The organism is Sphingomonas daechungensis, from assembly GCF_039543105.1.
Classification (GTDB): Bacteria; Pseudomonadota; Alphaproteobacteria; order Sphingomonadales; family Sphingomonadaceae; genus Sphingomicrobium; species Sphingomicrobium daechungense.
Genome location: NZ_BAABJC010000001.1, coordinates 339,704 through 362,951 on the forward strand (window position 1 = coordinate 339,704; position 23,248 = coordinate 362,951).

General features: G+C 63.0%; 24 protein-coding genes. 15 read left to right on the forward strand and 9 right to left on the reverse strand.

Annotation, left to right across the window (positions count from 1 at the left end; all coding sequences use genetic code 11):
• Position 1: 1 nt before the first annotated feature.
• From ABD928_RS01705 to ABD928_RS01720, 4 genes are all read left to right on the forward strand, one after another.
• Positions 2 to 1,888: a hypothetical protein gene (locus ABD928_RS01705; RefSeq protein ID WP_345165467.1), complete on the forward strand. Its 1,887-nt coding sequence runs from the start codon at positions 2 to 4 to the stop codon at positions 1,886 to 1,888.
• A 67-nt stretch (positions 1,889 to 1,955) separates the two neighbouring features.
• Entirely contained in the window at positions 1,956 to 2,459 is a 504-nt protein-coding gene (locus tag ABD928_RS01710; protein ID WP_187714197.1) for a hypothetical protein, read from the forward strand.
• A gap of 1 nt (position 2,460) precedes the next feature.
• A complete protein-coding gene (locus ABD928_RS01715) occupies positions 2,461 to 3,165 on the forward strand; it encodes a hypothetical protein (protein ID WP_223276201.1) in 705 nt (234 codons plus the stop codon).
• Between the two features lie 16 nt (positions 3,166 to 3,181).
• Positions 3,182 to 3,871 (forward strand): hypothetical protein, encoded by a 690-nt coding sequence (locus ABD928_RS01720; protein ID WP_187714198.1) that lies wholly within the window; start codon positions 3,182 to 3,184, stop codon positions 3,869 to 3,871.
• 3 nt (positions 3,872 to 3,874) lie between these two features.
• Here ABD928_RS01720 and ABD928_RS01725 read toward each other — a convergent pair whose 3' ends face one another.
• On the reverse strand, positions 3,875 to 5,074 hold the full coding sequence (locus ABD928_RS01725) for a CaiB/BaiF CoA transferase family protein (RefSeq protein WP_187714199.1): 1,200 nt from the start codon (positions 5,072 to 5,074) through the stop codon (positions 3,875 to 3,877).
• Positions 5,071 to 6,660 (reverse strand): phytoene desaturase family protein, encoded by a 1,590-nt coding sequence (locus ABD928_RS01730; RefSeq protein ID WP_345165473.1) that lies wholly within the window; start codon positions 6,658 to 6,660, stop codon positions 5,071 to 5,073. Before ABD928_RS01730 ends, ABD928_RS01725 begins: the two co-directional genes overlap by 4 nt.
• 163 nt (positions 6,661 to 6,823) lie before the next feature.
• On the opposite strand from ABD928_RS01730, the gene ABD928_RS01735 reads away from it, so the two are divergent.
• A complete protein-coding gene (locus ABD928_RS01735; protein ID WP_345165475.1) occupies positions 6,824 to 8,155 on the forward strand; it encodes a S41 family peptidase in 1,332 nt (443 codons plus the stop codon).
• Here the strand turns inward: ABD928_RS01735 and gorA are convergent, their stop codons facing one another.
• The 3 genes from gorA to pgi form a co-directional block, all read right to left on the reverse strand.
• A complete protein-coding gene (gene gorA / locus ABD928_RS01740) occupies positions 8,156 to 9,496 on the reverse strand; it encodes a glutathione-disulfide reductase (RefSeq protein ID WP_345165477.1) in 1,341 nt (446 codons plus the stop codon). It lies immediately after the preceding gene.
• A gap of 62 nt (positions 9,497 to 9,558) precedes the next feature.
• Positions 9,559 to 10,395 carry an aspartyl protease family protein gene (locus ABD928_RS01745; RefSeq protein ID WP_223276202.1) on the reverse strand — a complete coding sequence of 279 codons (837 nt, stop codon included), beginning with the start codon at positions 10,393 to 10,395 and terminating at the stop codon, positions 9,559 to 9,561.
• A complete protein-coding gene (gene pgi / locus ABD928_RS01750) occupies positions 10,392 to 11,891 on the reverse strand; it encodes a glucose-6-phosphate isomerase (RefSeq protein ID WP_345165480.1) in 1,500 nt (499 codons plus the stop codon). The genes ABD928_RS01745 and pgi overlap by 4 nt, the downstream gene beginning before the upstream one ends.
• Between pgi and lepB the strand changes: the two genes are divergently transcribed.
• Genes lepB through era form a run of 3 tightly spaced genes read left to right on the forward strand, consistent with a single transcriptional unit; the run spans position 11,890 to position 14,377 of the window.
• Positions 11,890 to 12,819, forward strand: a complete 930-nt coding sequence (lepB, locus tag ABD928_RS01755) for a signal peptidase I (RefSeq protein WP_345165483.1) — start codon at positions 11,890 to 11,892, stop codon at positions 12,817 to 12,819. The genes pgi and lepB overlap by 2 nt on opposite strands.
• Entirely contained in the window at positions 12,816 to 13,478 is a 663-nt protein-coding gene (gene rnc, locus ABD928_RS01760; protein ID WP_187714203.1) for a ribonuclease III, read from the forward strand. The genes lepB and rnc overlap by 4 nt, the downstream gene beginning before the upstream one ends.
• Positions 13,475 to 14,377 carry a GTPase Era gene (gene era / locus ABD928_RS01765; protein WP_345165486.1) on the forward strand — a complete coding sequence of 301 codons (903 nt, stop codon included), beginning with the start codon at positions 13,475 to 13,477 and terminating at the stop codon, positions 14,375 to 14,377. Before rnc ends, era begins: the two co-directional genes overlap by 4 nt.
• Here the strand turns inward: era and ABD928_RS01770 are convergent.
• Positions 14,374 to 15,087: an NAD-dependent deacylase gene (locus ABD928_RS01770; RefSeq protein WP_187714204.1), complete on the reverse strand. Its 714-nt coding sequence runs from the start codon at positions 15,085 to 15,087 to the stop codon at positions 14,374 to 14,376. The genes era and ABD928_RS01770 overlap by 4 nt on opposite strands.
• A gap of 116 nt (positions 15,088 to 15,203) precedes the next feature.
• On the opposite strand from ABD928_RS01770, the gene ABD928_RS01775 reads away from it, so the two are divergent.
• The 7 genes from ABD928_RS01775 (at position 15,204) to nth (ending at position 21,430) form a co-directional block, all read left to right on the forward strand.
• Complete coding sequence (locus ABD928_RS01775; protein WP_187714205.1) at positions 15,204 to 16,223, forward strand: sensor histidine kinase; 1,020 nt, start codon at positions 15,204 to 15,206, stop codon at positions 16,221 to 16,223.
• Positions 16,223 to 16,960 carry a DUF72 domain-containing protein gene (locus ABD928_RS01780; RefSeq protein ID WP_187714206.1) on the forward strand — a complete coding sequence of 246 codons (738 nt, stop codon included), beginning with the start codon at positions 16,223 to 16,225 and terminating at the stop codon, positions 16,958 to 16,960. The genes ABD928_RS01775 and ABD928_RS01780 overlap by 1 nt, the downstream gene beginning before the upstream one ends.
• A 134-nt stretch (positions 16,961 to 17,094) precedes the next feature.
• A complete protein-coding gene (locus ABD928_RS01785; RefSeq protein WP_187714207.1) occupies positions 17,095 to 17,532 on the forward strand; it encodes a hypothetical protein in 438 nt (145 codons plus the stop codon).
• Between the two features lie 58 nt (positions 17,533 to 17,590).
• Complete coding sequence (gene dapB, locus ABD928_RS01790) at positions 17,591 to 18,307, forward strand: 4-hydroxy-tetrahydrodipicolinate reductase (protein ID WP_425569655.1); 717 nt, start codon at positions 17,591 to 17,593, stop codon at positions 18,305 to 18,307.
• Positions 18,308 to 18,342: 35 nt separating this feature from the next.
• Positions 18,343 to 19,632, forward strand: a complete 1,290-nt coding sequence (locus tag ABD928_RS01795; protein WP_345165494.1) for an APC family permease — start codon at positions 18,343 to 18,345, stop codon at positions 19,630 to 19,632.
• Positions 19,629 to 20,708, forward strand: coding sequence for a pyridoxal phosphate-dependent aminotransferase (locus ABD928_RS01800; RefSeq protein WP_345165497.1), 1,080 nt, complete (start codon positions 19,629 to 19,631; stop codon positions 20,706 to 20,708). The genes ABD928_RS01795 and ABD928_RS01800 overlap by 4 nt, the downstream gene beginning before the upstream one ends.
• Positions 20,705 to 21,430: an endonuclease III gene (gene nth, locus ABD928_RS01805; protein ID WP_187714209.1), complete on the forward strand. Its 726-nt coding sequence runs from the start codon at positions 20,705 to 20,707 to the stop codon at positions 21,428 to 21,430. Before ABD928_RS01800 ends, nth begins: the two co-directional genes overlap by 4 nt.
• On the opposite strand, the gene alr is transcribed toward nth, so the two are convergent.
• The 3 genes from alr to ABD928_RS01820 form a co-directional block, all read right to left on the reverse strand.
• On the reverse strand, positions 21,345 to 22,373 hold the full coding sequence (alr, locus tag ABD928_RS01810) for an alanine racemase (RefSeq protein WP_345165503.1): 1,029 nt from the start codon (positions 22,371 to 22,373) through the stop codon (positions 21,345 to 21,347). The genes nth and alr overlap by 86 nt on opposite strands.
• A gap of 9 nt (positions 22,374 to 22,382) precedes the next feature.
• The gene (locus ABD928_RS01815) at positions 22,383 to 22,769 is read right to left on the reverse strand and encodes a GFA family protein (RefSeq protein ID WP_345165505.1); all 387 of its coding nucleotides are present in this window, start codon (positions 22,767 to 22,769) and stop codon (positions 22,383 to 22,385) included.
• Positions 22,770 to 22,858: 89 nt separating this feature from the next.
• The gene (locus ABD928_RS01820; RefSeq protein ID WP_187714210.1) at positions 22,859 to 23,206 is read right to left on the reverse strand and encodes a UrcA family protein; all 348 of its coding nucleotides are present in this window, start codon (positions 23,204 to 23,206) and stop codon (positions 22,859 to 22,861) included.
• Positions 23,207 to 23,248 lie beyond the last annotated feature (42 nt).

Here is a 23,248-nt window from a genome sequence, read left to right on the forward strand (position 1 = left end):
AATGGCGACGGATTCCGCATCAGGGGTCGAAGCTGCTCGTCCGCGCCTGACGTTCCCTGATCGCCTGCCCGACCTCAAACGCGGGTCGGTGCTGATTTTCCAGCTAATCTGGATTCCTGCATTGCTGCTGGCAGTGGTCGGACCGATCGCTGGCCTTTGGTTCCGGTTTGCGGATGCGGGGGAGAACTCCGCCTTGATCGTCGGAAGCCGTGCGGGACTTGCGCTGTCGGAAGACGACCTGACCAGGGTCCGGTTCCCCGTCGGCGACGCGGCAAAGGCCGCAGAGGTCAGGCCTGGCGACGACATCATCGCGATCGAAGGGTTAGACGTTGCCAGGGTCGTGCCGATCTCCAAGGCCGGCCGCGCCAGGCCCCACGACGCGACAGAAACGGATTACGCCCTTTTCTCCCCGATCATCGAAGGCGAGGACGAGGCCGATCTTACGATCCGTCTGCGCTCCAGCGACGGTACGGAACGCGACTTCAGGACGAAGCTTGGCGAGCAGCACATCGACCAGGCCGCCGGCAGGTTCGGGCTGCCGCCGATCCTCCTCAACGTCATCGACCTGCTGCACCTCATTACCTATCCGTTCCTGCTGTTCGCGGCGTGGATCCTCCACCGCCGTAAGCCCGAAGACCTGATCAGCTCGATCCTTTCGCTGGCAATCCTCTTCACCATCGCTGCGGAGCAGCCGTCCGCGGGCTTCCTCACCTACGTTCTGCACGTTCCGGAATGGGCTCACCGGCTGCTCTACGATCTTGGGAACATCTGCCTGCTTGCCGGAGTACTGCTCTTCCCCTTCGGCCAGCTACGACCCCGGTTCGTTCTGGTTGCACTTGCGCTCTTGCCGGTGCTGCTCGTGTTGTCCGGCGACTGGTACCGCGCGACCTTTCTGATGTTCATGCTCGTCGCCGTCGCGACCCTGTTCGCCCGCATTCGCCAGACACCCGAGGGCGACGCGAGACAGCAGATCAAATGGGCGCTGTTCGGGTTCTCCGGCTATGCATTCTTTCTCGCAGCCGCCCTGACGATGGATGGAGCGAAGCTTCACGTCAGCTCGTTCGGAAGCCAGATGCTTCTCGAGCTGCTGGGCGGACTGAGCTTTGGCCTCGCTTTCCTGACTCTTCAGCTTGGGCTTCTAATCGCCCTCCTCCGTTTTCGCCTTTACGACGCGGAAGCGGTCATCAGCCGGTCGGCTAACTTTGCCTTGATCACGCTGGGTGTGGCGGCAGTGTTCGCGGCCACCGCGGACGGCCTGAAGCAGATCATCCTCAACTATTACGGGAACACCGGCAGCACGGCGCCGGTCGTCTTCGCGGCAGCTATCGCGACCGTGGTCATCAGCCCCCTCCAGGAGCGCATTCAGCGATGGTCGGAAAAGCGCTTCCAGCGGAACCTCGTCATGCTTCGGGACGACCTTCCCGAGTGCGTCCGCGAGCTTCGCGAAACGGCCTCGACCCAGGATCTTCTCGAAGAAATGCTGAAGCGGGTCGAAGCAGGCGTTCGCACAACGCGCCTTGCTGTTCTCCTCGACAATAAGGTCGCGGCCGTTCGCGGAATCAGCGAGGCCGACGCTGCCATCTGGCTCAAGGAATTCGACCCCAACAGCTGCCAGGACGAAGTCTGTGCCTCGTCCGACAAGACTTTCCCGATCCGTGTTCCGCTTCAGACGCGGGCCAGCGAAGGGGAATGGATCGGCTGGCTACTGATTGGTCCGCGACCCGACGGCTCGATCCTCAGCAAGGATGAGCAAAAAGCTCTCGTCGACGTCGCCGGTCCAATCACCATGGCCATCCGCATCGCGTCTCGCCGCGAGGAGCGCGAGCATGTGCTGGAACGCCGGATCGAAGCGCTCGAATCTCGGCTTTCACCAAGTCCCGCAAATTAAATCTGAATTTATTGACCCTCTTCAACCACGCGCATACTTTGCGCGCGTCTCAAGGGGGACGAGTCCAATGCTTCGCGTCATGACCATTGCGGCAATCCTGCTCGCTGTGCCGACTGCACCTGCAATTCCGGCCGTGCAGGATAGCGCCCAAGAACAGGGGAAGTGCGAGGACACGCCTGAGAAGAAAGCCAAGCGCTCCATGTTCGGGAGCATGATCGGCGGACTCACGGGCGGGATTCTCGGGCGGGCCGGTGGTGTTGCAAGCAGCCTGGTCCCGGTCGGATCGCTCGTGACCGATGAATTGCTCAAGCTCCTCGACTGCAAGGAGCAAAGGCAGGCCGCGAACGCCACGAGCAAGGCGCTTGAGGGCGGTGTCGGCACCGAAGTGAGTTGGAAGAGCGAAACCCGTCAGAACGTGACGGGATCGTCAAAGGTTACCGGCCAGCAGAAGCTTGCTGACGGTTCGCAGTGCATGACCGTGACGGACGTGGTCATCATCGATGGTGAAGAGACCACTGTGCCCAAGCGGATGTGCCGCGGAAAGGGCGAAAGCGGATACCGGAAAGCATAGGGTGAGCCTCCTCACCCTGTTGGTCGCGGCCGGCGTATCGGTCGCGGATACGGAGGCTGCAACTGCGGCCATCCCGCGCGATCCCAATAATCCATCATGCCCGAGGACGCTCGACTGGTCGACGTACCGGGAGATGCGCTTTACCCTCTTCGAGTTCGAGGCTCGTCGCATTCTCAAGGCCGAAGGCATGATCGATGCCGACGCCGCGCTACGACTGAGGGACGCGCTGAAGCAGTACGACCCGATCGACGAAATCTGGCTGCGCTCGCCAGGCGGCGATGCCCGTGTCGGCAATCAGGCGGGCATGCTGATCCGCAAGGCGGGGATCCCCACGCGCATTCCGCCGGGATGGGCCTGCTTCTCGGCCTGCAATTTTATCTTCATGGGCGGCCCGATCCGCTTCATCGATGACGGCGGAAATTTCGTGGTCCACATGTTCACGCACCTTGCCGACAAGGACGCGGTTCACGCGGAAGTTTCGCAAGGCGCGGACAAGGCTGCTGCGCTGATTGGCGATGTCGAACAGGACTCCGCCATGCTCGCCAGCGAAGATAACGACTTCCTGATCAAGATGGGTGTGTCGCGAAAGCTGCTGACGGAAGTCATGTACAAGCAGAAGGCCGTGGCGAGCGGCGGCGACAAGTCGACGCGGCGATGCCTCACCGGTCAGGAAGCCGTGAAATATAACGTCGCAAACGCTCAATGAATTGGGGGATTGTCAGATGACGCGCCGGATTCCGCACATGGCTGCTGCAGCAATGGCCTTGATCGTCCTCAGCGCCGGGGCCGCCTCGGCCAAGACGCTCGTCGTTCGATCCGTCGGCCCGTCGGCGAAATCCTATCCGCCCGGAAAAGCTCTCCCCGACACCGCCAAGATTTCCTTGCAGGCAGGCGACAGCGTCACTGTCCTGTCGCCCGGCGCAAAGCGCACGCTGCGGGGGCCGGGTACCTTCCCGGCCGCCTCCGCGAGCGCTGAGGGATTGTCCCAGGCGGCGGCAAAACGCACACGCTTCGGCGCGATGCGCACCGGCGACCTCGCGCTCAACCCCAGCCCCTGGAACCTGGACGTCACGCAAAGCGGGACGGTCTGCGTATTGGGAAGCGGCCTGAAAATGTGGCGCCCGAATTCGGAGGACGCGGCGAAGCTCAGCATCAAGGGTCCAGCCGGCGCGGCGACCACCGTCACCTGGCCGGCAGGCAAGTCGACAATGGATTGGCCGGCATCCGTCAAAATTTCCTCCGGCACCGATTACCAAATTGCGATGGCCGATAGCGCTTCGCCCGAAACGGTGCGTTTCGCGGTGCTTCCGTCCATCCCGCAGGACATCACGGACGCGGCGCAGGAGTTGATCAAGAACGGCTGCCAGAACCAGCTGGACGTGCTCGTCGACGGTCTCGATAGCGCTCAGTAGCGCCTAGCCTACAACGCCTTCCGCGCGGAGACGGCCGATTTCCGCTGGATCGATTGAAAGCTGCGCGAGAACATCATCGGTATGCTCGCCGAGCGCTGGCGGCGGGAGGTCTGAATCGGCGCGATCACCATCGATGCGCACCGGAGATCCGACAGTTGGCATGCCAGCCAAGGTCCGCACAGTGCGGCGATGTTGCGCCTGAATGTCGGCCAGGGCCTGGCTGATGTTATTGATCGGACCGGCCGGAATGCCGGCCGCTTCGAGCTTCGCGAACCAGGCGTCGGCACTGTCCTGACGGATGCAGTCGGAGACCAGCCCGACCATTTGCTCCCGATTTGCGACGCGCGAGGCATTACTGGCGAACCGCTCGTCGCTCACCCATTCAGGATGGCCGCACAGCTCCGCCAGCTTCGCGAATTGACTGTTATTCCCGACCGCAATCACGAGCGGCTTATCCGCCGCCTCGAACGGCTGGTAGGGCACGATATTCGGGTGCGTGTTGCCCTGGCGCGGCGGGTCATGGCCTGAGACCAACGCGTTCGACGCCTGGTTTGCGAGCATGGCGAGCTGCGTGTCGAACAGGGCCATATCGATGTGCGCGCCCTCCCCCTTTCGCTCTCGCCGGAACAGGGCCGAAAGGATTGCCACGGTCGTGTAGAGGCCGGTGAACAGGTCGACCACGGCGACGCCGACACGCATCGGTCCGCCGCCGGGCGTGCCATCGGGCTGGCCGGTGATGCTCATCAGGCCGCCCATCGCCTGGATGATGTAGTCGTAGCCGGCGCGCTCCGCGTAGGGGCCGTGCTGCCCGAAACCGGTGATCGAGGCGACGATCAGGCGCGGATCGGCTCCGCGCAGGCTCTCGGCATCCAGACCGAACTTCTCGAGGCCTCCGACCTTGAAGTTCTCGACGACAATGTCGCTCCGTTCGGCGAGCTTCCGAACCAGCTCTGCCCCTTCCGGCTGGGCGAAGTCGATCGCCGCCGATTTCTTCCCACGGTTCGCGCTCAGGAAATAAGCGGCGACGCGCTTGTCGCCTTCGCCGTGCCAGGGCGGACCCCAGTGCCGCGTGTCATCGCCGTAACCCGGCCGTTCGATCTTGATCACCTCGGCACCAAGATCCGCGAGCAGCTGCGTGCACCACGGCCCCGCAAGCACGCGCGAAAGGTCGAGCACCCGGACTCCGGCGAGCGGCGGGGTCACGGCTTGCGCCTGCTCCACGGCTTGCGGTCAGCGAGAATGGCTTGCGCCGCATTATGACCGGGAGCGCCTGTGACGCCTCCGCCAGGATGAGCGCCCGATCCGCAAAGATAAAGGCCCTTGAGCGGCATGCGGTAGTCCGCCGCCCCAATCATCGGACGAGCGCTGAACAACTGGTCCAGGCTCATCTTCCCATGGAAAATGTCCCCGCCGATCAGGCCAAACCGGCGCTCGAGGTCGAGCGGCGAATGGATCTGCCGCCCGATCACCGACTTGGCGAAGCCTGGAGCATGAGAATCGACCGTAGCGATAATCGCGTCGGCCGCTTTTTCGCGTTCCTTGTCCCAGCTGCGGCTCGGCCCGAGATCGTAGCGAAAGTGCTGGCAGAATAGAGACGCGACATGCTTGCCCTTGGGCGCGAGGGTCGTGTCCAGTGTCGACGGGATCAGCATTTCGACGACCGGGTTCTTGGTCCAGCCATTGAGCTCCGCGTCGAGCCAGGCCTGGTGCATGTAGCCAAGGCTCGGGGCCATGATGATGCCTGCGGTCAGGTGGTCGCCCTTCTTCGGCAACACAGTGAACTTCGGCAGCTCTGACAAAGCCACGTTCATCCGGAAGGTCGCGCTTTCGCCCTTCCAGTGGTGCATTCGGCTGTGCACATCAGGATCGACCGCACCTTGAGGCACCAGCCGGTCAAAGAGCATCTTGGGGTTGACGCCGGCAACGATCGTCGCGGCGCGCCAGGCCTTGCCGCCGGCAACGACGCCAGCCGCCTTGCCCTTTTCGACGATGATCTCCTCGACCCGCGTTCCGAGGACGATATCCACGCCCTTCTCGCGCGCCGACCGCGCCATCGCCTGCGTGATGGAGCCCATGCCGCCGATGGCATGTCCCCAGGCACCGGGCACGCCGGCTGCCTCGCCAAACAGATGGTGCAGCAGCACGTAGGCGCTGCCCGGCGCGTTCGGAGAGTTGAAATTGCCAACGACTCCGTCGAAGCCGAACAGCGCCTTGACGATATCGGTCTCGAAGTAGCGCTCCAGCACTTCCGTCGCGCTGCGAAGAGCGAAGTCGTGTACCACGCGCGTTTCCGCGAGCGAAAGGCCCGCCATGTCCTTGCCGAGCGTGAGGATCTTCGGAATTGCGCTGAGCCTCGCGCCGACGTTTGGCGGAGCACGCAGCAGCCATTTCTTGAGCAGTGCAACGACGGCTTCCAGGTCGGCGACGTAGCGATCGTACCCTTCGGCGTCCTTTTTCGAATGCCGCGCGATTTCCTTACGGGTCAGGCCGTTGCGACCGGAGAGCAAATATTCGCCGTTGCCGGGGAGAAAATTGTCGGTCTTCCGCAGAACGACCTTCAAGCCGTGGCGCTCAAGCTCGAGATCGCGAATGACCTTCGGGTTGAGCAGGCTGACGGTGTAGCTTGCCGCGGAATTGCGGAAGCCGGGCAGAAACTCGTCGGTCACGGCAGCTCCTCCGACGGTCTCCGCCGCTTCCAGAACCGTGACCTTCAGCCCCTTGGCCGCGAGATAATTGGCGCAGGTCAGCCCGTTATGGCCGGCGCCGATGACGATGACGTCGGATTCCATCAATCCCCCACCTAAGGTGTTTTCCGGCCTATAGAGCCCCGCCCTTGCTGCCGCCAGTCGTACGGCTGTTGCCAAAATTTGGCACCGAGCGCCGCGTCTTTGCGCACTCCGCGCAGCCGTATTAGTCTAGTAATACGCCGACATCTGATTTCGGAGTGGGGACATGAAGACAATGGCAATTCTGGTCGGCGCCGCAGCAATCGCGATCACCCCGGCGGGAGCAACAGCGGCACTGCAGGGCGCGGGCGCAGCAAAGCCCGCGGCTGCGGTCGATGCCCAGGCAGTCGTCGCCGACGTGCAGCGCATCCTGAACGAGAATTACGTGCTCCCCGAGCTTCGCCCGCAACTTTCGGCTACGTTGGCCAAGGGTCTTGCCGACGGGCATTACGACGTCAGCGATCCGGGCGTCCTCGCGGAGCGCATCAATGCCGATCTCACGGCGGTGGCGCACGATGCGCATCTCGGCATGCATCCCGATCCTAAGCAGGCGGCCGAGCTCGCCGCCCGTCCGCGGGGCGCAGGCGCTGATGACGCTCCGCCGACGCCGGAAGAGATACGGTTCGCGAACGGGCTCAACCACGGGATCCTCCAGCTCAAGGTCCTGCCTGGGAACATCCGGTACATGGAGACGATCGGCTTCTTCTGGGGCGGGGAGAAGACAAAGGACGTCTACGACAATGCGATGAGCTTCCTGAAGGACGGCGACGCGATCATCATCGACATGCGCAAGAACGGTGGGGGCAGCCCCGACGCCGTGCGGTACATGATCAGTCACTTTCTGAAGCCGAATACTCCGATCGTGACCTTCTACATGCGCGGCGAAAAGGGTGACACTTGGAAGAGCGTCGCCACGCCCACCGGTAGCCTGGCCGGCAAGCCCCTCTACGTCCTGACCGGCGGCCGAAGCGCCAGCGCGGCCGAAGAATTCATCGGGCACGTGAACGGCTTCAAGCTTGGTGAACTGGTCGGCGAATCGACCGCCGGCGCGGGTTACCGGAACGAATTCTTCCCGGTCACCGGCGGCTATGTGATCAGCGTCTCGGTGGGCCGAGCTGTCCTCGCTTCGACCGGCAAGGATTGGGAGAAAGTCGGTATCGCACCGACGATCAAGGCCAGCCAGGACACCGCGCTGGAAGTCGCGCAGATGAGCGCGCTTCGAAAGCTCGCGGCAGCTGCAACCGGGCGCGACAAGGACGTGCTCGAAGGCAGCGCCCGAGTTCTCGAAGCGCAGATCAAGCCGGTCTCTACCGCGTTGCCGCTGCCGCAGTACGTCGGCGTCTACGGCGTCCGCCACATCACGGATGACGGCGGCACGCTGACCTTTCAGCGCGAAGGCGGGCCGAAGGGTCGGCTCGTAGCCATCGGACCGAACGAGTTCGCCTTTGCGGAGGATCCGATGCAGCGCGTGAAGTTCAAGGTTGCCGGGAACAGCGCGAGCGAACTCGAACTGATCCGAAGCGACGGAAGCCGAGTGGTCGCCGCCCGAAACCCCTGATCACCTCATCAGGACAAGCTCTTCCGACATCGTCGGGTGGAGCGCGACGGTCGCGTCAAAGTCGGACTTCTTCAGGCCGGCTTTGACCGCGATCGCCGCAGCCTGGAGAATTTCGGGCGCGTCGGGGCCGATCATGTGCACGCCGACAACCTTGTCCGTCTCTCCGTCCAGGACGAGCTTGTAGAGCGAGCGCTCGTTCCGGCCGGCGAGCACGTTTTTCATCGGACGGAAATCGGACGTGAAAGTCTTCACCGTTCCGAGCCGGTTGCGGGCCTCGCCTTCGGTCATGCCGACACCGGCGAGCGGCGGATGGCTGAACACGGCGCTCGGGATGCAATTGTAATCGACCTTGTGCGGCTTGTTGCCGAAGAAGCTGTCGGAGAATGCTTGTCCCTCGCGGATGGCGATGGGCGTCAGCTGTACGCGGTTGGTGACATCGCCGACCGCGAAGATCGACGGAACGTTTGTCCGGTTCTCGTCATCGACCTCGATCTCGCCCTTTTCGCCGACTTTCACGCCCGCGGCATCGCAGCCGAGCCCTTCGGTGTTGGGCTGACGGCCGACCGCGAAAAGAACCTGATCCGCCTCGATATCATCGCAGCCAGTCATCCGGACGTGAAGCTTGCCGTCGTCGCCTCTCTCGATGGCTTCGATAGTCGCGTGGAACTTGTAGTCGATGCCCTTGCGGATAGAGATCTGGATCAGGCGGTCGACGATTTGCTGGTCGTAACCCCGCAGGAGCACGTCAGTTCGGTTCACCAGCGTTACGTGGCTTCCAAACTGGTGAAAGATGCCCGCGAACTCATTGGCGATGTAACCTCCGCCCGCGATGACAATCCGCTTCGGCAGCTCATCCAGGTGGAACGTCTCGTTCGAGCTGATTGCGTGCTCGATGCCGGGCAACTCGGGCATCAGCGGGCGAGCGCCGGTCGCGATGAGGATCTTGTCGGCTGTCACCGTCTTACCAGACGCGAGCTGGATCGCGTTCGGGCCAGCCAGTGTCGCGCGCTCCTTGAAGATGGTGACGTCGTGGTTCGTCAGCGTCTCGGTGTAGGCACCCTCCAGCCGACCGACCTCGGCCAGCACATTGTCGCGCAGCACGGCCCAGTCGAAACGCTTCTGCGGCACGTCCCAGCCGAACATGGCAGCGTCGTCGAGGTCCTCGGCGAAGTGCGCGCCGTAGACGAGCAGCTTTTTCGGGACGCAGCCGCGAATGACGCAAGTGCCCCCGACCTTGTGCTCCTCGGCCACGGCCACTCGAGCGCCATGACTGGATGCAACCCGCGCAGCTCGCACGCCGCCGGATCCGCCACCGATTACGAACAGGTCAAAGTCAGCCATTCACGTCCTCCGTGGCGCGTTTCTCTCCCACGGACCGATTTCGCGCCAATCACTTGTTTGCATCACTGCGATGCCGGAACCGCACCGACCGGCTCGAGCCAGATCGCCCGGCCCTTAAAGTCGGTCGTGATCAGGAAATTCCGCAGGATCGAAATTCCGACGTTGAAATCGTTGGCGCTTGGCTGATCGTCAATGGCCGCGGTGACGTCGCGGAAGGTCACGCCCGCGACCTGCAGACTGTCAAGCTTGACCAGGTCTCGCTGAACCTCGCCGCCGATGCCTCCACCGGACTTGCGGCCTTCGACTTTCAGTTTCAATCGCTCGGCCATCGCGCGCGAAATCAGCACTTCGCTGCCATTTCCTAGGTCGAACTCGGCACGCGCCGCGAGGCCGTTCACGGTTACTGGGATCGCCTCGATCCCCGCATGACCGGCAAGATCAAGGCGCTGTCCTGGTGGAACCTGGTCCGGCGATGCGGGATCGATCGAGCCGTTGCGGATATCGATCCGTAGGCGCGACGCGTCGAACAGCTCCCGTCCGATAATCGCATGTGTGGGATGTTCGAGAAGCCTCGAAGAGATCTCGGAGAGGTCCGTCACAACTAGTGCCTCGGGCTCGTACGATATGCCTAACGCTTCCACCGCAATGCCGGGGATCACCCGCGCAGGTGCTTCTCCACCCGAGCCCTTGATCTTGATGGCTTCCCCCTTAGGGAGATTCGCCTGCTTTGCGAAGGTCGGGTCGACAATCGTTCCCTCGGCACCGCTGTCGAGGAGCGCTTCGGTGGAGACACCGGCGATCTTTGCCGGAATGAACAGACGGCCATTGTGGAGCGCCAAGGTCTCTGCGGATGCGCTGGCCGAAATGGCCAAAACTGCAGCGCAGAGAATAAATTTCACAGTCCGGCTCGGTCGATCAGTGCCCGCGTCGAAGCATCGAACGCGTCATCGTCAGCCGACTCATCGAGTTTGCGGGCGATTTGCTTGCCGAGTTCGACGCCGAACTGGTCGAAAGGATTGATCCCAAGGAGGATCGCATTGGCGAACGTGCGGTGCTCGTAAAAGGCGATCAACGCTCCAAGCGTCCTCGCGTCGAGGCGATCGAGGAGGATGGTCGAGCTCGGGCGATTTCCAGGATAGCTCCGGTGCGGATCGTCGCTCTGCCGTCCTCGCATCAAGGCGGCGCCCTGTGCAAAAGCGTTGAGAAGAAGCTGCCGGTGATGGTCGGGCGGGAGGCTGTCCTCCGCTTCCGTTACGGCAATGAATTCGACTGGGACGAGGATCGTGCCCTGGTGCAGGAGCTGGAAGACGGCGTGCTGTGCGTCAGTTCCGGTTCCACCCCAGGTGACCGGAGCGGTCGGCTGACCAACGGGAGAGCCGTCAACCTTCACCGACTTGCCGTTCGACTCCATTTCCAGCTGCTGAAGGTAGAACGGCAGGAGCCGGAGACGCTCGTCATACGCGAAAGCGCCGCGGCTCTGGCAATCGAACTTGCGGACGTAGAAACGATCGACGAAGGCCGAAATAAGCGGTGCGTTCTTGGCCGGCTCAGCATAGCGGAAATGCCGATCCATCTCGGCAGCGCCCTCAAGCAGCTCCTCAAAGGCGGTCCAGCCCAGAGCGAGCGCGGCGGAAAGGCCCACGGCACTCCACAACGAATAGCGGCCGCCGACGCCCTCGCTGAACTGAAGCACCCGAGTCTCGTCAATCCCGGCGTCGATCGCGGCCTCGGGGCTGGCGGTGACTGCGATGACACGGCCGAAGGGATCTTCGACTCCGGCCTCCTGCAGCCAGGCGATCGCCGCGTTGAGGTTCGCCATCGTCTCCGCGGTCGTGAAAGTCTTCGACGCGGCGACAACCAGCGTCGTCTCGGGGTCGAGCATCGACACGGCATCGTCGAACGCTTCGCCGTCGATGTTGGACAAAAACCGGACCTCGAGGCGGTCCGACCGGCGTCCGAGCGCATCGACCAGCAAGGCCGGACCGAGCACCGAGCCTCCGATGCCGATATGAAGCACGCCGGTCACTTCTCCGAAGGCCTCCGCTTCGATCGCATCAACGAGGGCGCGCATTCGTCCGCGACGGGCGCTCGACAACTCCACCGCGTCCGGCGCCCCGGTGCCGCGTTCGGCGACATGCTCGGCCGGGCGACCTTCCGTCGTATTGACCTCTGCTCCCGCGAACAAAGCCTCGCGGGTCTGCGCAAACTGGGCGCTCTCTGCGACGGCGACGAAAGACTTCAGCAGATGTTTGTCGAGATGCGTCTTGGACCAGTCGAAATAGAGACCGCCCAGTTCCAGTGAAAAGGCGGAGAGCCTGTCTGCATCCTGCTCGAAGAGCTTTTCGAGCGTCTGAACCTCGTGCGCGTCGATCGCGCTCCATCCGTCGGCGGTCATGGGCGGCGTCATAGTCGGGCGGCTCGCAAAAACCATCCCCGCCTTGACGCAATGCCGCAGGCCAGAAACAAGCTCGCCCATGGCTTTAAGCTTTGCGCGCCGATCGGGCGAAAAAACCGGAAGAACAGAAAGACGTGGCGGATTCTTGCGCCTGGTCGTCGAGGTTCTGCTGATCGCCTGGGTCGTGCGCGTCTTCGTCTTTGCGCCCTTCAGCATTCCCTCCGGGTCGATGCTGCCAACCGTTTACATCGGCGACTATCTGCTCGTCGCCAAATGGCCGTACGGCTTCTCCCGCTACAGCTTCCCGTGGGGATTCCCGTCTTTCGACGGCCGGATTTTCAGCACGCTCCCGGAACGCGGTGACATCGTGGTGTTCCGGGCACCCGGCACCGATGAGGACTACATCAAGCGCGTTATCGGGCTCCCTGGCGACCGCGTTGCCGTCCAGGGCGGCATGCTGATCCTCAACGGCAAGCCGATCGCTCGCCAACAAGCCGGCACGTTTCCGATGCCGATTTCCGCCAATAGCCCCTGCCGGGTCGTGCCAGGAGCAACGGCCATGACAGGTCTGACCGATGACGGTGCGGCCGCGTGCCTTTACCCCGTCTTCAATGAGACACTCCCGGGCGGTCGCAGCTACAGCGTGATCGACCAGGTCGAGAATCCGCGGGCCGATGAATTTTCGGATGTCGTCGTGCCTGAAGGTCACCTGTTCCTGATGGGCGACAACCGGGATGATAGCCTGGACAGCAGATTCTCCGTCCAGGAAGGCGGCATCGGCTTCGTGCCGGTGGAAAACCTGATCGGGCGAGCCACCGTCATCTTCTGGTCTACTGACGGATCTTCCGAGTATCTTAAGCCCTGGACCTGGTTCAGCGCCCTTCGCGGCGACCGTATTGCCAGCGGCGTGAACGGCACCCGGCAATGACCGACCTGGCCGAATTCCTCGAACGGACGTTGCAGCACAAGCCAAAGGATCTCGGCCTGTTCCAACGTGCCGTAACGCATTCAAGCGTCGGCAAGGACAGCTACGAGCGCCTCGAGTTCTTGGGCGATCGAGTCATTGGGCTGGTCGTTGCGCGCTGGCTTTATGAGCGGTTCCCGCATGAGCCCGAGGGCAAGCTATCGCGTCGGTACAATGACCTAGTGGCGCGCCAGACGTGCGCCGAAATTGGGCGGGATATTGGCCTTCCCTCCTATATCAAACTGGGCAAACAGGCACGCGAGGACGGCGCCAATCAAAGCGACAACGTCGTCGGAGACGTGGTCGAGTCCCTGATCGGAGCTCTCCTGATGGACGACGGCCTGGGCAAGGCCGAAGCTTTCATACGCAGAGCGTGGGGCCCTTACGTCGAATCGCAAGGCCTGGCGCCGAAGCACCCCAAGTCAGCCCTTCAGGAGCTTGCGGCTGCCCGGAACTGGTCCGTGCCGGAGTATGAGCTTGCCGGGAGGAGCGGCGCGCATCATGCGCCACGGTTCACGGTCAAGGTCGCTGTCAGAAACGTCGGCGAGGCAACCGCCGAAGGGCTGAGCAAGCAAGAGGCCGAAACCGCAGCCGCCGCGGCCTTGTTGGAGCAGTTGCAATGAACGACGTGACCACCCGCGCAGGCTTCGTCGCCGTGATCGGTGCACCCAATGCGGGCAAGTCGACGCTCGTGAATGCGCTCGTCGGTCAAAAGGTCGCGATTGTCAGTCCGAAGGCGCAAACGACGCGGGCGCGGCTGATGGGGATTGCGATCAACGACAGGACGCAGATCCTTCTGGTCGACACGCCCGGCATCTTCGAGCCCAAGCGGCGACTGGACCGCGCAATGGTCGCGGCAGCCTGGGGCGGAGCCGGCGATGCCGACCTGATCCTCCTCGTCATTGATGCCGATGCCGGCCTCAATCGGCAGGTCGAGCAGATCCTGGCCGGTCTTGAGCATCGCGAGCATCCTTTGTGGATCGCGCTCAACAAGGTCGATCTGGTCAAGAAGCCGAAGCTCCTCGAGCTATCACTGAAGCTGACCGAACGGTTAGACCCGGATCACGTTTTCATGATTAGCGCGGCAAGCGGCGATGGCGTTCCGGAGCTCAAGACGGCGCTGGGCAGCGCGATGCCCGAGGGCCCGTGGCTTTATCCCGAAGATGACGTTTCGGACGCGACCGACCGGATGATCGCGGCGGAGCTGACGCGGGAGCAGATCTACAACCAGCTTCACCAGGAGCTACCCTACTCCACCGCCATCGAGACGGAGAGCTGGGAGGATCGCCCCGACGGGTCGACCGTCATTCACCAGCAGATCTTCGTCGAGCGCGACAGCCAGAAGGCCATCGTCATCGGCAAGGGTGGCTCACGCCTGCGACTGATCGGTGAGAATGCGCGTGCGGAGATCACTGAACATCTCGGCCGCAAGGTGCACCTGTTCCTGCACGTGAAGGTCAACCCGCGCTGGGGAGAAGATCGCGCGCTGTACGAGGATATCGGCCTGGAATGGTCCGATTAGGCCAGGCTGAGCACTTCATCGACCCATTCGGGCACCAGTTTCCCTGCCGGGCCGATCCGGCTTTCATCGAAGAACGTGCTTCCAAGGCTCGGTTCGAGATTGATCTCGAGAGTCTGGGCGCCGCAGTATCGGGCCGTCTGCACGAAACCTGCTGCGGGATAGACCGCGCCGGAGGTCCCGATCGAAACGAACAGGTCGGCATGCTGCAGGGCCTCGTCGATGCGCTCCATATCGTACGGCATCTCGCCGAACCAGACGATATCCGGCCGAACCTGGCCTGCCGTGCCGCAGGACGAACAACGGGCGGATTGGCCCATGTCGCCGGACCAAGCGAAGCGCTCGTCGCAGCTTCGGCACCATCCTTTAGTCAATTCGCCGTGCATGTGGAGAAGCCGCTTCGATCCGGCACGCTCGTGCAAGTCGTCGACGTTCTGAGTGACGAGCAGCAACTCGCCCGGCCATTGCGCGTCCAATTTCGCGAGTGTCTCGTGAGCGGCGTTCGGTTTCACCGATCCTAACTTGGCTCGCCTCGCATCGTAGAAAGCATGGACCAGCGCCGGGTCTCTCTGAAATGCCTCCGGTGTGCAGACATCCTCGACGCGGTGTCCCTCCCAAAGGCCGTCCGGTCCCCGGAAGGTCGCTAGACCGCTTTCGGCCGAGACGCCTGCGCCGGTGAGAATGACAATACGTCCTAACGACCCTCGACTCATGCGTTGAGCTTTCCAGTATACGGACTAACATGGGTTAGAGTTTCCATTGGCCTTATCCGGTGACAATCGCTTTGGTCTTGATATTAGTGGTTTTTCGGCCCGCGTAGCGAGCAGAGTTGGGGGCGGACATTCGCAAGATCCTGTATTCGCGTTTGCCGGATCGCGTTGGCAATCGCGCCACTGCGCTTCTGATCGAAATTGGCATCGGTCTGGGCGCAGCGCTGGCCATGCTGCTTGTCAGGTTCGGGCTGACCGAAGTTGCAGGCGACCGAGCTCCCTATGCCCTCAACTTCCTGGCCGTGGTCATTGCCACGTTGATCGCCGGATGGCGGAGCGGGCTCATCGCGCTCCTCCTGGGCCAAGTCCTCACATGGTACCTGATCGTCAGTCCCACGCTGACGCCCAACGGGGTCGACCGGGACCGGCTTGGCGGGTTCATCTTAGCCACTTGCTCAGTCGGGCTCATCCTCTTCGTCATGGCGCTCTATCAGCGCGAGATCGCCAAGGGCGTCGCGGAACGAGAGCGCCGGCTGAAGCTCCTCGACCAGGCTCTCGATGAGATCGATCATCGCACCCGCAACAATTATTCGACGGTGCTTGCCGTCGTTCAGCTCCAGGCCCAGCGCTCGCAGGATCCCAGCGTCAAGACGGCGCTCCGGCAGGTCGCCGATCGCATCCAGGCGATTGCCAGCGCATCCGAAAAGCTGGCGCTTCGTAGCGGCGACCTCGACCGGATCAAGCTCGACGAGCATTTGTGCAGCCTGGTCGACCAGATCGACCGCGGCATCGCTCGCGACGGAATCGACGTCGTCTGCGACGTGGAGGAGGTCAGCGCGAGCCCGGATATGGCCACGTCCATTTCCATTATCGTGAATGAGCTTGTGACCAATGCGATCAAGCATGCATTCAATGGCGAGGGACACGGCAGCGTGTCCGTGAAGGGCAAAGCTGGGCAACTGTTCGAGCTGGTTGTCGAGGACGATGGCCGCGGAATTGCCGCGGCGTCCAAGCCTGAACGCAGCGGTCTCGGATCGAAGCTCGTGGACAGCTTCGTCAGGCAGCTGGGCGCGCACCATGAGGTCGTTTCGACCGAGCGCGGGACGGTTCATCGCTTGCTGATTCCGGACCTCAACTAGTGGGTCAAATCCGCATCGGTATCGGCGGCTGGACCTACGAGCCATGGCGCGGCGCCTTCTACCCATCCGACCTGCCGCAGAAGCGCGAGCTCGAGTATGCGTCTCGTCAACTGACGGCCATCGAGATCAATGCCACCTTCTATTCCCGCCAAAGCCCGAAGAGTTGGCAAGGGTGGGCCGACACCGTGCCCGAAGGCTTCCAGTTCGCGGTCAAGGCCTCGCGCTTCTGCGTCACCCGGCCAAAGCTCGCCGACGCCGGCGAAGGCATTGGAAACTTCTACAAGCAAGGCCTGACGGCGCTGGGCGACAAGCTGGGCCCGACATTGTGGATGCTGGCCAAGCACCGCAAGTTCGATCGCGACGACATCGCAGCTTTCCTGGAGCTTCTTCCGGACCAACATGAGGGTGTCCGGCTGCGTCACGCGATCGAGCCGCGGCACGAGAGCTTCCGCGACGAAGCGTTCTTCGACCTCTGCCGCGAGCGCGACGTCGCTGTAGTCTACGGCGACGACGATGAATTTCCCTGCGTTGACGCCGACACGGCAAGCTTTCGATACGCGCGGCTCCAACGGATGAACGAGGACGTCGTCACTGGTTACGGCGAGCCGGAGCTGGACGGCTTTGCGGAGAAAGCAAAGGCTTGGTCCGCCAATGGCGATGCCTACATCTTCATGATCAACGGGGCCAAGGTACGGGCACCCTCTGCCGCCAAAGCCCTTCTCCAGCGTCTCTCCTAATTTCCATTAGTAACGGGCCCGTAACGTCACTATAGGCGCGACCGGGACGACGCCGCTGTACGGCGTCTCGCCTTCAGGCGACGCCGCCCCACCGCCGAAGGCGCTCATGTCTTCGGCATTCGGGGAGGATAAACATGCGAAAATTCCTGATCGGCGCTGCGGCGCTGGCTGCTCTCAGTTGGTCGCTGCCGGCCACAGCACAGGACAGCTCCGTCAAGGGCGGCCCGTTCTGGCAAGCAAACCGCATCTACGTCGAGGATGGACAGTTCGAAAACTACATGGACTGGCTGACCAAGACTTGGGCAGCCAACCAGGAATTCGCAAAGTCGCAGGGTTGGCTCCTCGAATATCACATCTTGAACAGCGTGAATCCGCGTGATGGTGAGCCGAATGTCATTCTCCTCACCCGCTTCAACGATTTCCCGTCTGCGGCGGAAGCGGATCGTCGCGGCGCCCTCATCAACCAGCGCATGCAGCAAACCGACAAGAGTGCAGACGCCGCCAGCGGCGACCGGACGAAGATGCGCAAGCTGATGGGCAGCGCGCTCTACGTCGAGATGATCAAGCGCTAAAGGAGTCTCGCGCCGGTGCCTGTTGCGCAGGCACCGGCGCTGAGCCATCAGTGCCGATATGCGCACTGACGAGCAGCCGATCCGCATCAGCCTCTTCGCTCCGAATGGGAGGATGGGCCGCGCCATCGCCGATGCAGTCGCCCAAACCGATGAGTTCGCGATCGATCAAGATCATGCGGACGTCCTGATCGATTTTTCTGCACCCTCAGCGCTTCAGGCCAGCCTGGATCGTGCGGCCGCCGCCGCCATTCCGATCCTGGTCGGCACGACCGGCCTCGACGACTTCGCCGATCGCCGGATCGCGGCCGCCGCAAAGGACATTGCAGTCCTGCGAGCCGCGAACACGTCTCTGGGCGTCGCGCTTCTCGCCGACCTGGTGGAGCGCGCTGCAAGCGTGCTCGGGCCTGAATGGGATATCGAGATCGTCGAGATGCACCACCGGCAGAAGGCGGATGCCCCGTCAGGCACGGCGCTGGCTTTAGGTGACGCCGCAGCCCGAGGACGGCAGTCGAAGCTGAGGACCGAGCGCGGCCGCGACGGCACGAATCTCAAGCGCGAGGAAGGCGCGATCGGGTTTGCTTCCCTTCGCGGCGGAACTGTCGCCGGCGACCACGATGTGATTTTTGCCGGGCCCGAAGAACGGCTGATCCTTTCGCACAGGGCAGAGAACCGCATGATCTTCGCCAGGGGAGCGCTCGCCGCAGCGCGCTACCTCGTCGGAAAGCCGGCGGGCATTTACACCATGCGCGACGTCGTCGGGGCCGACGCGGTTTGACGCAGGCCGCCAGCCCGGGATCATCTCACGGCCTCGTGAGACGGCTGGGGCTGTTCGACGCAACCATGTTGGTGATGGGCGGGATCATTGGATCCGGCATTTTCGTCAATCCTGCAGAGGTCGCCCGGCACGTCCACAGTCGCGAGCTGATTGTCGGCGTCTGGCTGCTGGGAGGAGTCGTCGCCCTTGCCGGAGCATTGGTCTACGCCGAATTGGCCGCGCGAAGGCCCGATGTCGGGGGACAATATGCGTACATCCGCGACGCCTTTGGGCAGACCCCGGCGTTCCTCTACGGCTGGTCCCTGCTGCTCGTCATACAATCCGGAGGCATGGCCGCAGTCGCGATCACATTCGCGCGCTATTTCAATGACCTGAGCGCACTCAACTTGTCGGATGGCCTGGTCGCGATCGCAGCGCTGGCCCTGCTGACGCTGATCAACTGCTTCGGCGTCCGATCCGGCAGCAATACGCAGAACCTGCTCATGGTCCTGAAAATCGGAGCGATCGTGGCACTCGTTGTCGCGGGCCTCGCTTTCGCTCCCGCGAACTACCAGCCCACTCCCACGGCGGAGGCTGGCTCGCAGATCGCGGGGATCGGCGCAGCGATGACTGCCGTGATGTTCTCGTACGGCGGTTGGCAGACATCGAGCTTCGTCGCGGGCGAAATGCGCAATCCTCAGCGCGACCTTGCGCGCGGGCTCCTGCTGGGCGTCGTGGGCGTGATCATTCTTTATACTGCGGTGGCGTTCATCTGCTTGCAGGCACTCGGGCCGCAGGGTCTTGCCGAGTCCAAGACGCCTGCGAGCGATGTCATGCGCCTGGCGCTGGGCGAGAAAGGCGCCGCGTTCATCGCACTCGGCATTGCGATTTCCGCCCTCGGCTTTCTCAGCCAGGGCATGTTGACCGCGCCGCGCGTCTATTTCGCGATGGCGGAAGACGGCGTATTTTTCCGCTCACTGACCAAGGTCAACGAGCACAGCCGCGTCCCCGTGCGCGCCATCCTGCTTCAAGGGATCGCAGCAGCAATCATCGCCTTGTCGGGCACTTATGGCCAAATCCTCGCTTACGTGGTGTCAGTCGATTTCCTGTTCTTTGGCCTGACCGGTGCGGCGCTCTTCATCTTCCGAGCCCGTGATCCAGTCGCACCAGGGTTCAAGGCGCCCGGCCATCCCGTCACGACAGGGATCTTCGTCGCCGCCTGCTTCGCCATCGTGGTCGCAACGGTCATGACCAGTGTTGTGAACAGCCTGATCGGTTACGCGATCCTGCTTCTCGGCATCCCCGCCTGCCGCTTCTGGCAGAGACAGAATCGTCCATCGGCATGACCAACCGGATCATGCAGTCGGACTATATGCACTGGGCAAAGTTCAAGCCGCCGGTGAGGTACGCCCTGACCTCAAGCGAGGTCCCGCACTATCACATGGACCGACTGCCAATCAGCCTGGCTGACCTTGATCTGGATGGCGCAAGCCACCCCCGCTACGCGCCGCTTCGCGACGCCATTGGGGCGCGCTACGGCATGCCGACTGACCGCATCGTCGCAGCCGACGGGACGTCCATGGCGAATTTCCTCTCTCTCGCCGCATTGATCCAGCCTGGCGATGAGGTCCTGATCGAGCGGCCCACCTATGAGCCGCTCCTCGGCGCCGCGAGTTTCCTCGGCGCAGAGATCAGGCGCTTCGACCGGCAGCCGAACGAAGGTTTCCGACTTGATCTGGACGCTGTCGCAGCCGTGATCAGCCACCGCACACGCCTCATCGTTCTCACGAATCTGCACAACCCTAGCGGGAATCTGACCGGCGAGAGCATCCTGAAGGACCTCGGCGCCCTCGCCTCGAGCCACGGCGCGCACGTCCTTGTCGACGAAGTCTATCTCGACGCCGCAGTTCCGCCGCGCCGTAGCGCCGCTCATCTCGGCAGCGAGTTCGTGTGCACGAACAGCCTGACCAAGGTCTACGGCCTCAGCGGCCTCCGCTGCGGGTGGGTCCTCGCTGAGCCTGGCCTTGCCGAGCGCATGTGGCGACTGAACGACCTGCTTGGAGTCAATCAGGCGCATCAGGCCGAGCGCCTCGCTTGCATCGCGTTCGACCAGCTCGACATGATCAATTCCGATAACCAGCCGATGCTCGCTCGAAACCGTGCCACCTGGAACGCGTTCGCAGAAGGCCGGCAGGACGTTAAGGCGGCTCCGGCAGAGCATGGCATTACGGTCTTCCCCAAGTGGTCGGGTGGAGACACGGAACGTCTCGCCGCACTCCTCAGGGAAGAGTACGATTCGGCTGTCGTTCCCGGCCGCTGGTTCGAAATGCCGGACCACTTCCGTGTCGGGCTTGGCCTTCCACCCGCCGACTTTGACGAAGGCTTGGCGCGGCTCGGACGAGCGCTGGACGACCTGAAATGAACCGCGAACACGTCTTCGAGTTTTTCCGCCGGCTTGCGGAAGAGAACCCCTCCCCAACGACCGAGCTCGAGTACGAAAATCCATACACCTTGCTCGTCGCAGTGGTGCTGTCGGCCCAGGCAACCGATGCGAGCGTGAATATCGCGACCCGTCCGCTATTTGCCCGAGTGAAGACACCGGAGCGGATGGTCGCCCTGGGCGAGGCAAAGGTCCGCGACGTGATCAAGACGATTGGCCTGTTCAACACCAAGGCCAAGAACGTCATCGCCTTGTCCCAAGCGTTGATCCGCGATCACGACAGTCAGGTTCCGGGCACGCGAGAGGAGCTGGAGAAGCTCCCTGGGGTCGGTCGCAAGACCGCCAACGTCGTGCTCAACACGGCTTTCCACCAGGAGACGTTCGCTGTCGACACGCACATCTTCCGTGTGTGCAATCGAACGGGCCTAGCCCCGGGGAAGGACGTTCTGAAGGTCGAGCTCAGGCTCGAAAAAGTCGTACCGCAGCCCTTTCGGCTTAATGCGCACCACTGGCTGATCCTTCACGGCCGCTACATCTGCAAGGCGCGCAAGCCGGAATGCTGGCGCTGCCCCGTGATCGACCTTTGCCGCTACAAGCCGAAGACGCCGCCGCCGGGGACTAAACCCAGCGTCGCTCGAACCGGGAACCCAAGGTCGTCAGCAACTCGTATTGCGAAAGGCCGGAAGCCTCTGCTGCAGTCCTGAGGTCGTAATCGATCTCGACCCAGTCGCCTTCGCCGAGCGATGGTGCGACGTCGCAATCGACTGCGATCAGATCCATCGAAACCCGTCCCAGCACAGGCAAGGCAAACTCGCCCGCGAAGGCAGTGCCCCTGGATGAGAAGCCACGGAGATACCCGTCGGCGTACCCGACGTTGAGGATCGCCGCTTCGACGTCCGCCTCAGCGACAAATGTCGCGCCATACCCGCAGCTCTCGCCGGCACGGATGGTGCGGCGCTGGACGACCTGCGCTTCGACCCGCGCGACCTGCCGAATTTCCGCCTGTGCCTCGTCACGCGGGATGCCACCGTAGAGGGCAAGCCCGGGCCTCACGAGATCGAAGCTGTAATCGCGCCCCAGGTAGATCCCGGCCGAATTTACCAAACTGTAACGCCTTGCTTGCACCGAACCCGCAATCTCGCGGAAGCGCTGGAGTTGCGTACCGTTCAGGGCATGGTCCTCGTCCGCGCAGGCGAGGTGCGAATGGAGTGTGTCGATGGCGAGACCATCGAGCGCGCCCACTTCTTCCGGCCGAAGCCCAAGGCGATTCATGCCCGTATCGATCATCACGTCACAGGGACGGCCGGCTCCCGCAAGCTTCCAGCGAGCGACTTGTTCGACGCTGTTGAGGACCGGTCGGGCATTGGACCTAGACGCAGCCTCCATATCCGCAGGGCCAACCCCGTGCAGAACTGCAAGGTTCGTCCCTTCGGGCAAAGGGCCAAGCTCCTCGGCTTCCGCCCAGATCGACACGAAGAAGTCCCGGCAGCCGGCTTCGGCGAGCGTGTGGAGAGCCTCCCGGGCTCCGAGCCCGTAGGCGTTGGCCTTGATTGCAGCCCCCGCGGGCACACCCGCCCGCTCCGCAAGGGTTCGCCAATTCTGGGCGAGCGAGGTCTTGTCGATAGTCAAACGCAGCGGGCGATCCATGTCGGCCGCCTAACGGCCTCGCTGTTCGTCGTCGAGATGCGCCTTTGCATTCTCCCAGTCCCGTCCGTCGAACTGTTCGACGGCAAGGTCGATCGGTCGATCGAGGCATTTGGCGTTCACGCTCCAGGCGTCGGGATGGGAACGCGGCTGGTAGAAGCTCTTGACCCCGCATTTGGAGCAGAACAGGTGCTCCGCCGCCCCGCTGCCGAACCGGTAGCTGGCGAGGTCGTTGCGACCGGTGATCAGCTCGAAATCCGCATGCGGCACCATCACATGGAGGAAGCCCGTCATCGAGCAGATGGAGCAATTGCACTCAAGCGCGGCGGCAGGCCCGTCCGGCATCCTCGCCGTGAACCTTACTGCCCCGCAATGACAGCCACCCGAAACCTCAACCATCGCGGCGGTCTAGGTGGAGCACCGGCGCCAGACAAGGCGAAGGGCGCCCCGGGGAGGCCGGGACGCCCTTCTTGGAGAACTCGAAAGGTCTAGCGGCTGGCGGTGACAGCCAAGACGGCACCGCGCTGGGCAGCGGCCAACAGGGCTTCCCGTTTGCCAGCTGCATTCTCGATCGCGTCCTTGCGGCACTCGCGAGCCTTGTTCTGGCCGACGAGGTCGACGTCCGAGGGGCTGCCGCAAACTTCGCGGGCCGCCTGCGCGAGGCGATGGTCGAGGGTCCGCTGTCCACTCGTGCTGGATAGGTCGAGATCGGCGGTCTGGACGTAGCTAATGTGAGTCTGTGGCACAGCCGGCGTCTCCGCAAATGCGGGTGCCGCCTTCAGCGCGCCAGCGGTGATCAGCGCTGATAGCAGTGCGATTGCGTAGGGGTTCTTCATGGTCGCTTCCCTTTTGAAATTCAGGACCGGCTTACCGGAGCG

Bases quoted from the DNA above. Each gene is read 5' to 3' on its own strand.
- ABD928_RS01705 (WP_345165467.1), top strand. From the start codon at position 2: ATGGCGACGGATTCCGCATCAGGGGTCGAAGCTGCTCGTCCGCGCCTG.
- ABD928_RS01710 (WP_187714197.1), top strand. From the start codon at position 1,956: ATGCTTCGCGTCATGACCATTGCGGCAATCCTGCTCGCTGTGCCGACT.
- ABD928_RS01720 (WP_187714198.1), top strand. From the start codon at position 3,182: ATGACGCGCCGGATTCCGCACATGGCTGCTGCAGCAATGGCCTTGATC.
- ABD928_RS01730 (WP_345165473.1), bottom strand. From the start codon at position 6,660: ATGGAATCCGACGTCATCGTCATCGGCGCCGGCCATAACGGGCTGACC.
- ABD928_RS01735 (WP_345165475.1), top strand. From the start codon at position 6,824: ATGAAGACAATGGCAATTCTGGTCGGCGCCGCAGCAATCGCGATCACC.
- gorA (WP_345165477.1), bottom strand. From the start codon at position 9,496: ATGGCTGACTTTGACCTGTTCGTAATCGGTGGCGGATCCGGCGGCGTG.
- lepB (WP_345165483.1), top strand. From the start codon at position 11,890: ATGGGCGGCGTCATAGTCGGGCGGCTCGCAAAAACCATCCCCGCCTTG.
- pgi (WP_345165480.1), bottom strand. From the start codon at position 11,891: ATGACCGCCGACGGATGGAGCGCGATCGACGCGCACGAGGTTCAGACG.
- rnc (WP_187714203.1), top strand. From the start codon at position 12,816: ATGACCGACCTGGCCGAATTCCTCGAACGGACGTTGCAGCACAAGCCA.
- era (WP_345165486.1), top strand. From the start codon at position 13,475: ATGAACGACGTGACCACCCGCGCAGGCTTCGTCGCCGTGATCGGTGCA.
- ABD928_RS01770 (WP_187714204.1), bottom strand. From the start codon at position 15,087: ATGAGTCGAGGGTCGTTAGGACGTATTGTCATTCTCACCGGCGCAGGC.
- ABD928_RS01785 (WP_187714207.1), top strand. From the start codon at position 17,095: ATGCGAAAATTCCTGATCGGCGCTGCGGCGCTGGCTGCTCTCAGTTGG.
- dapB (WP_425569655.1), top strand. From the start codon at position 17,591: ATGCGCACTGACGAGCAGCCGATCCGCATCAGCCTCTTCGCTCCGAAT.
- ABD928_RS01800 (WP_345165497.1), top strand. From the start codon at position 19,629: ATGACCAACCGGATCATGCAGTCGGACTATATGCACTGGGCAAAGTTC.
- nth (WP_187714209.1), top strand. From the start codon at position 20,705: ATGAACCGCGAACACGTCTTCGAGTTTTTCCGCCGGCTTGCGGAAGAG.
- alr (WP_345165503.1), bottom strand. From the start codon at position 22,373: ATGGATCGCCCGCTGCGTTTGACTATCGACAAGACCTCGCTCGCCCAG.
- ABD928_RS01815 (WP_345165505.1), bottom strand. From the start codon at position 22,769: ATGGTTGAGGTTTCGGGTGGCTGTCATTGCGGGGCAGTAAGGTTCACG.
- ABD928_RS01820 (WP_187714210.1), bottom strand. From the start codon at position 23,206: ATGAAGAACCCCTACGCAATCGCACTGCTATCAGCGCTGATCACCGCT.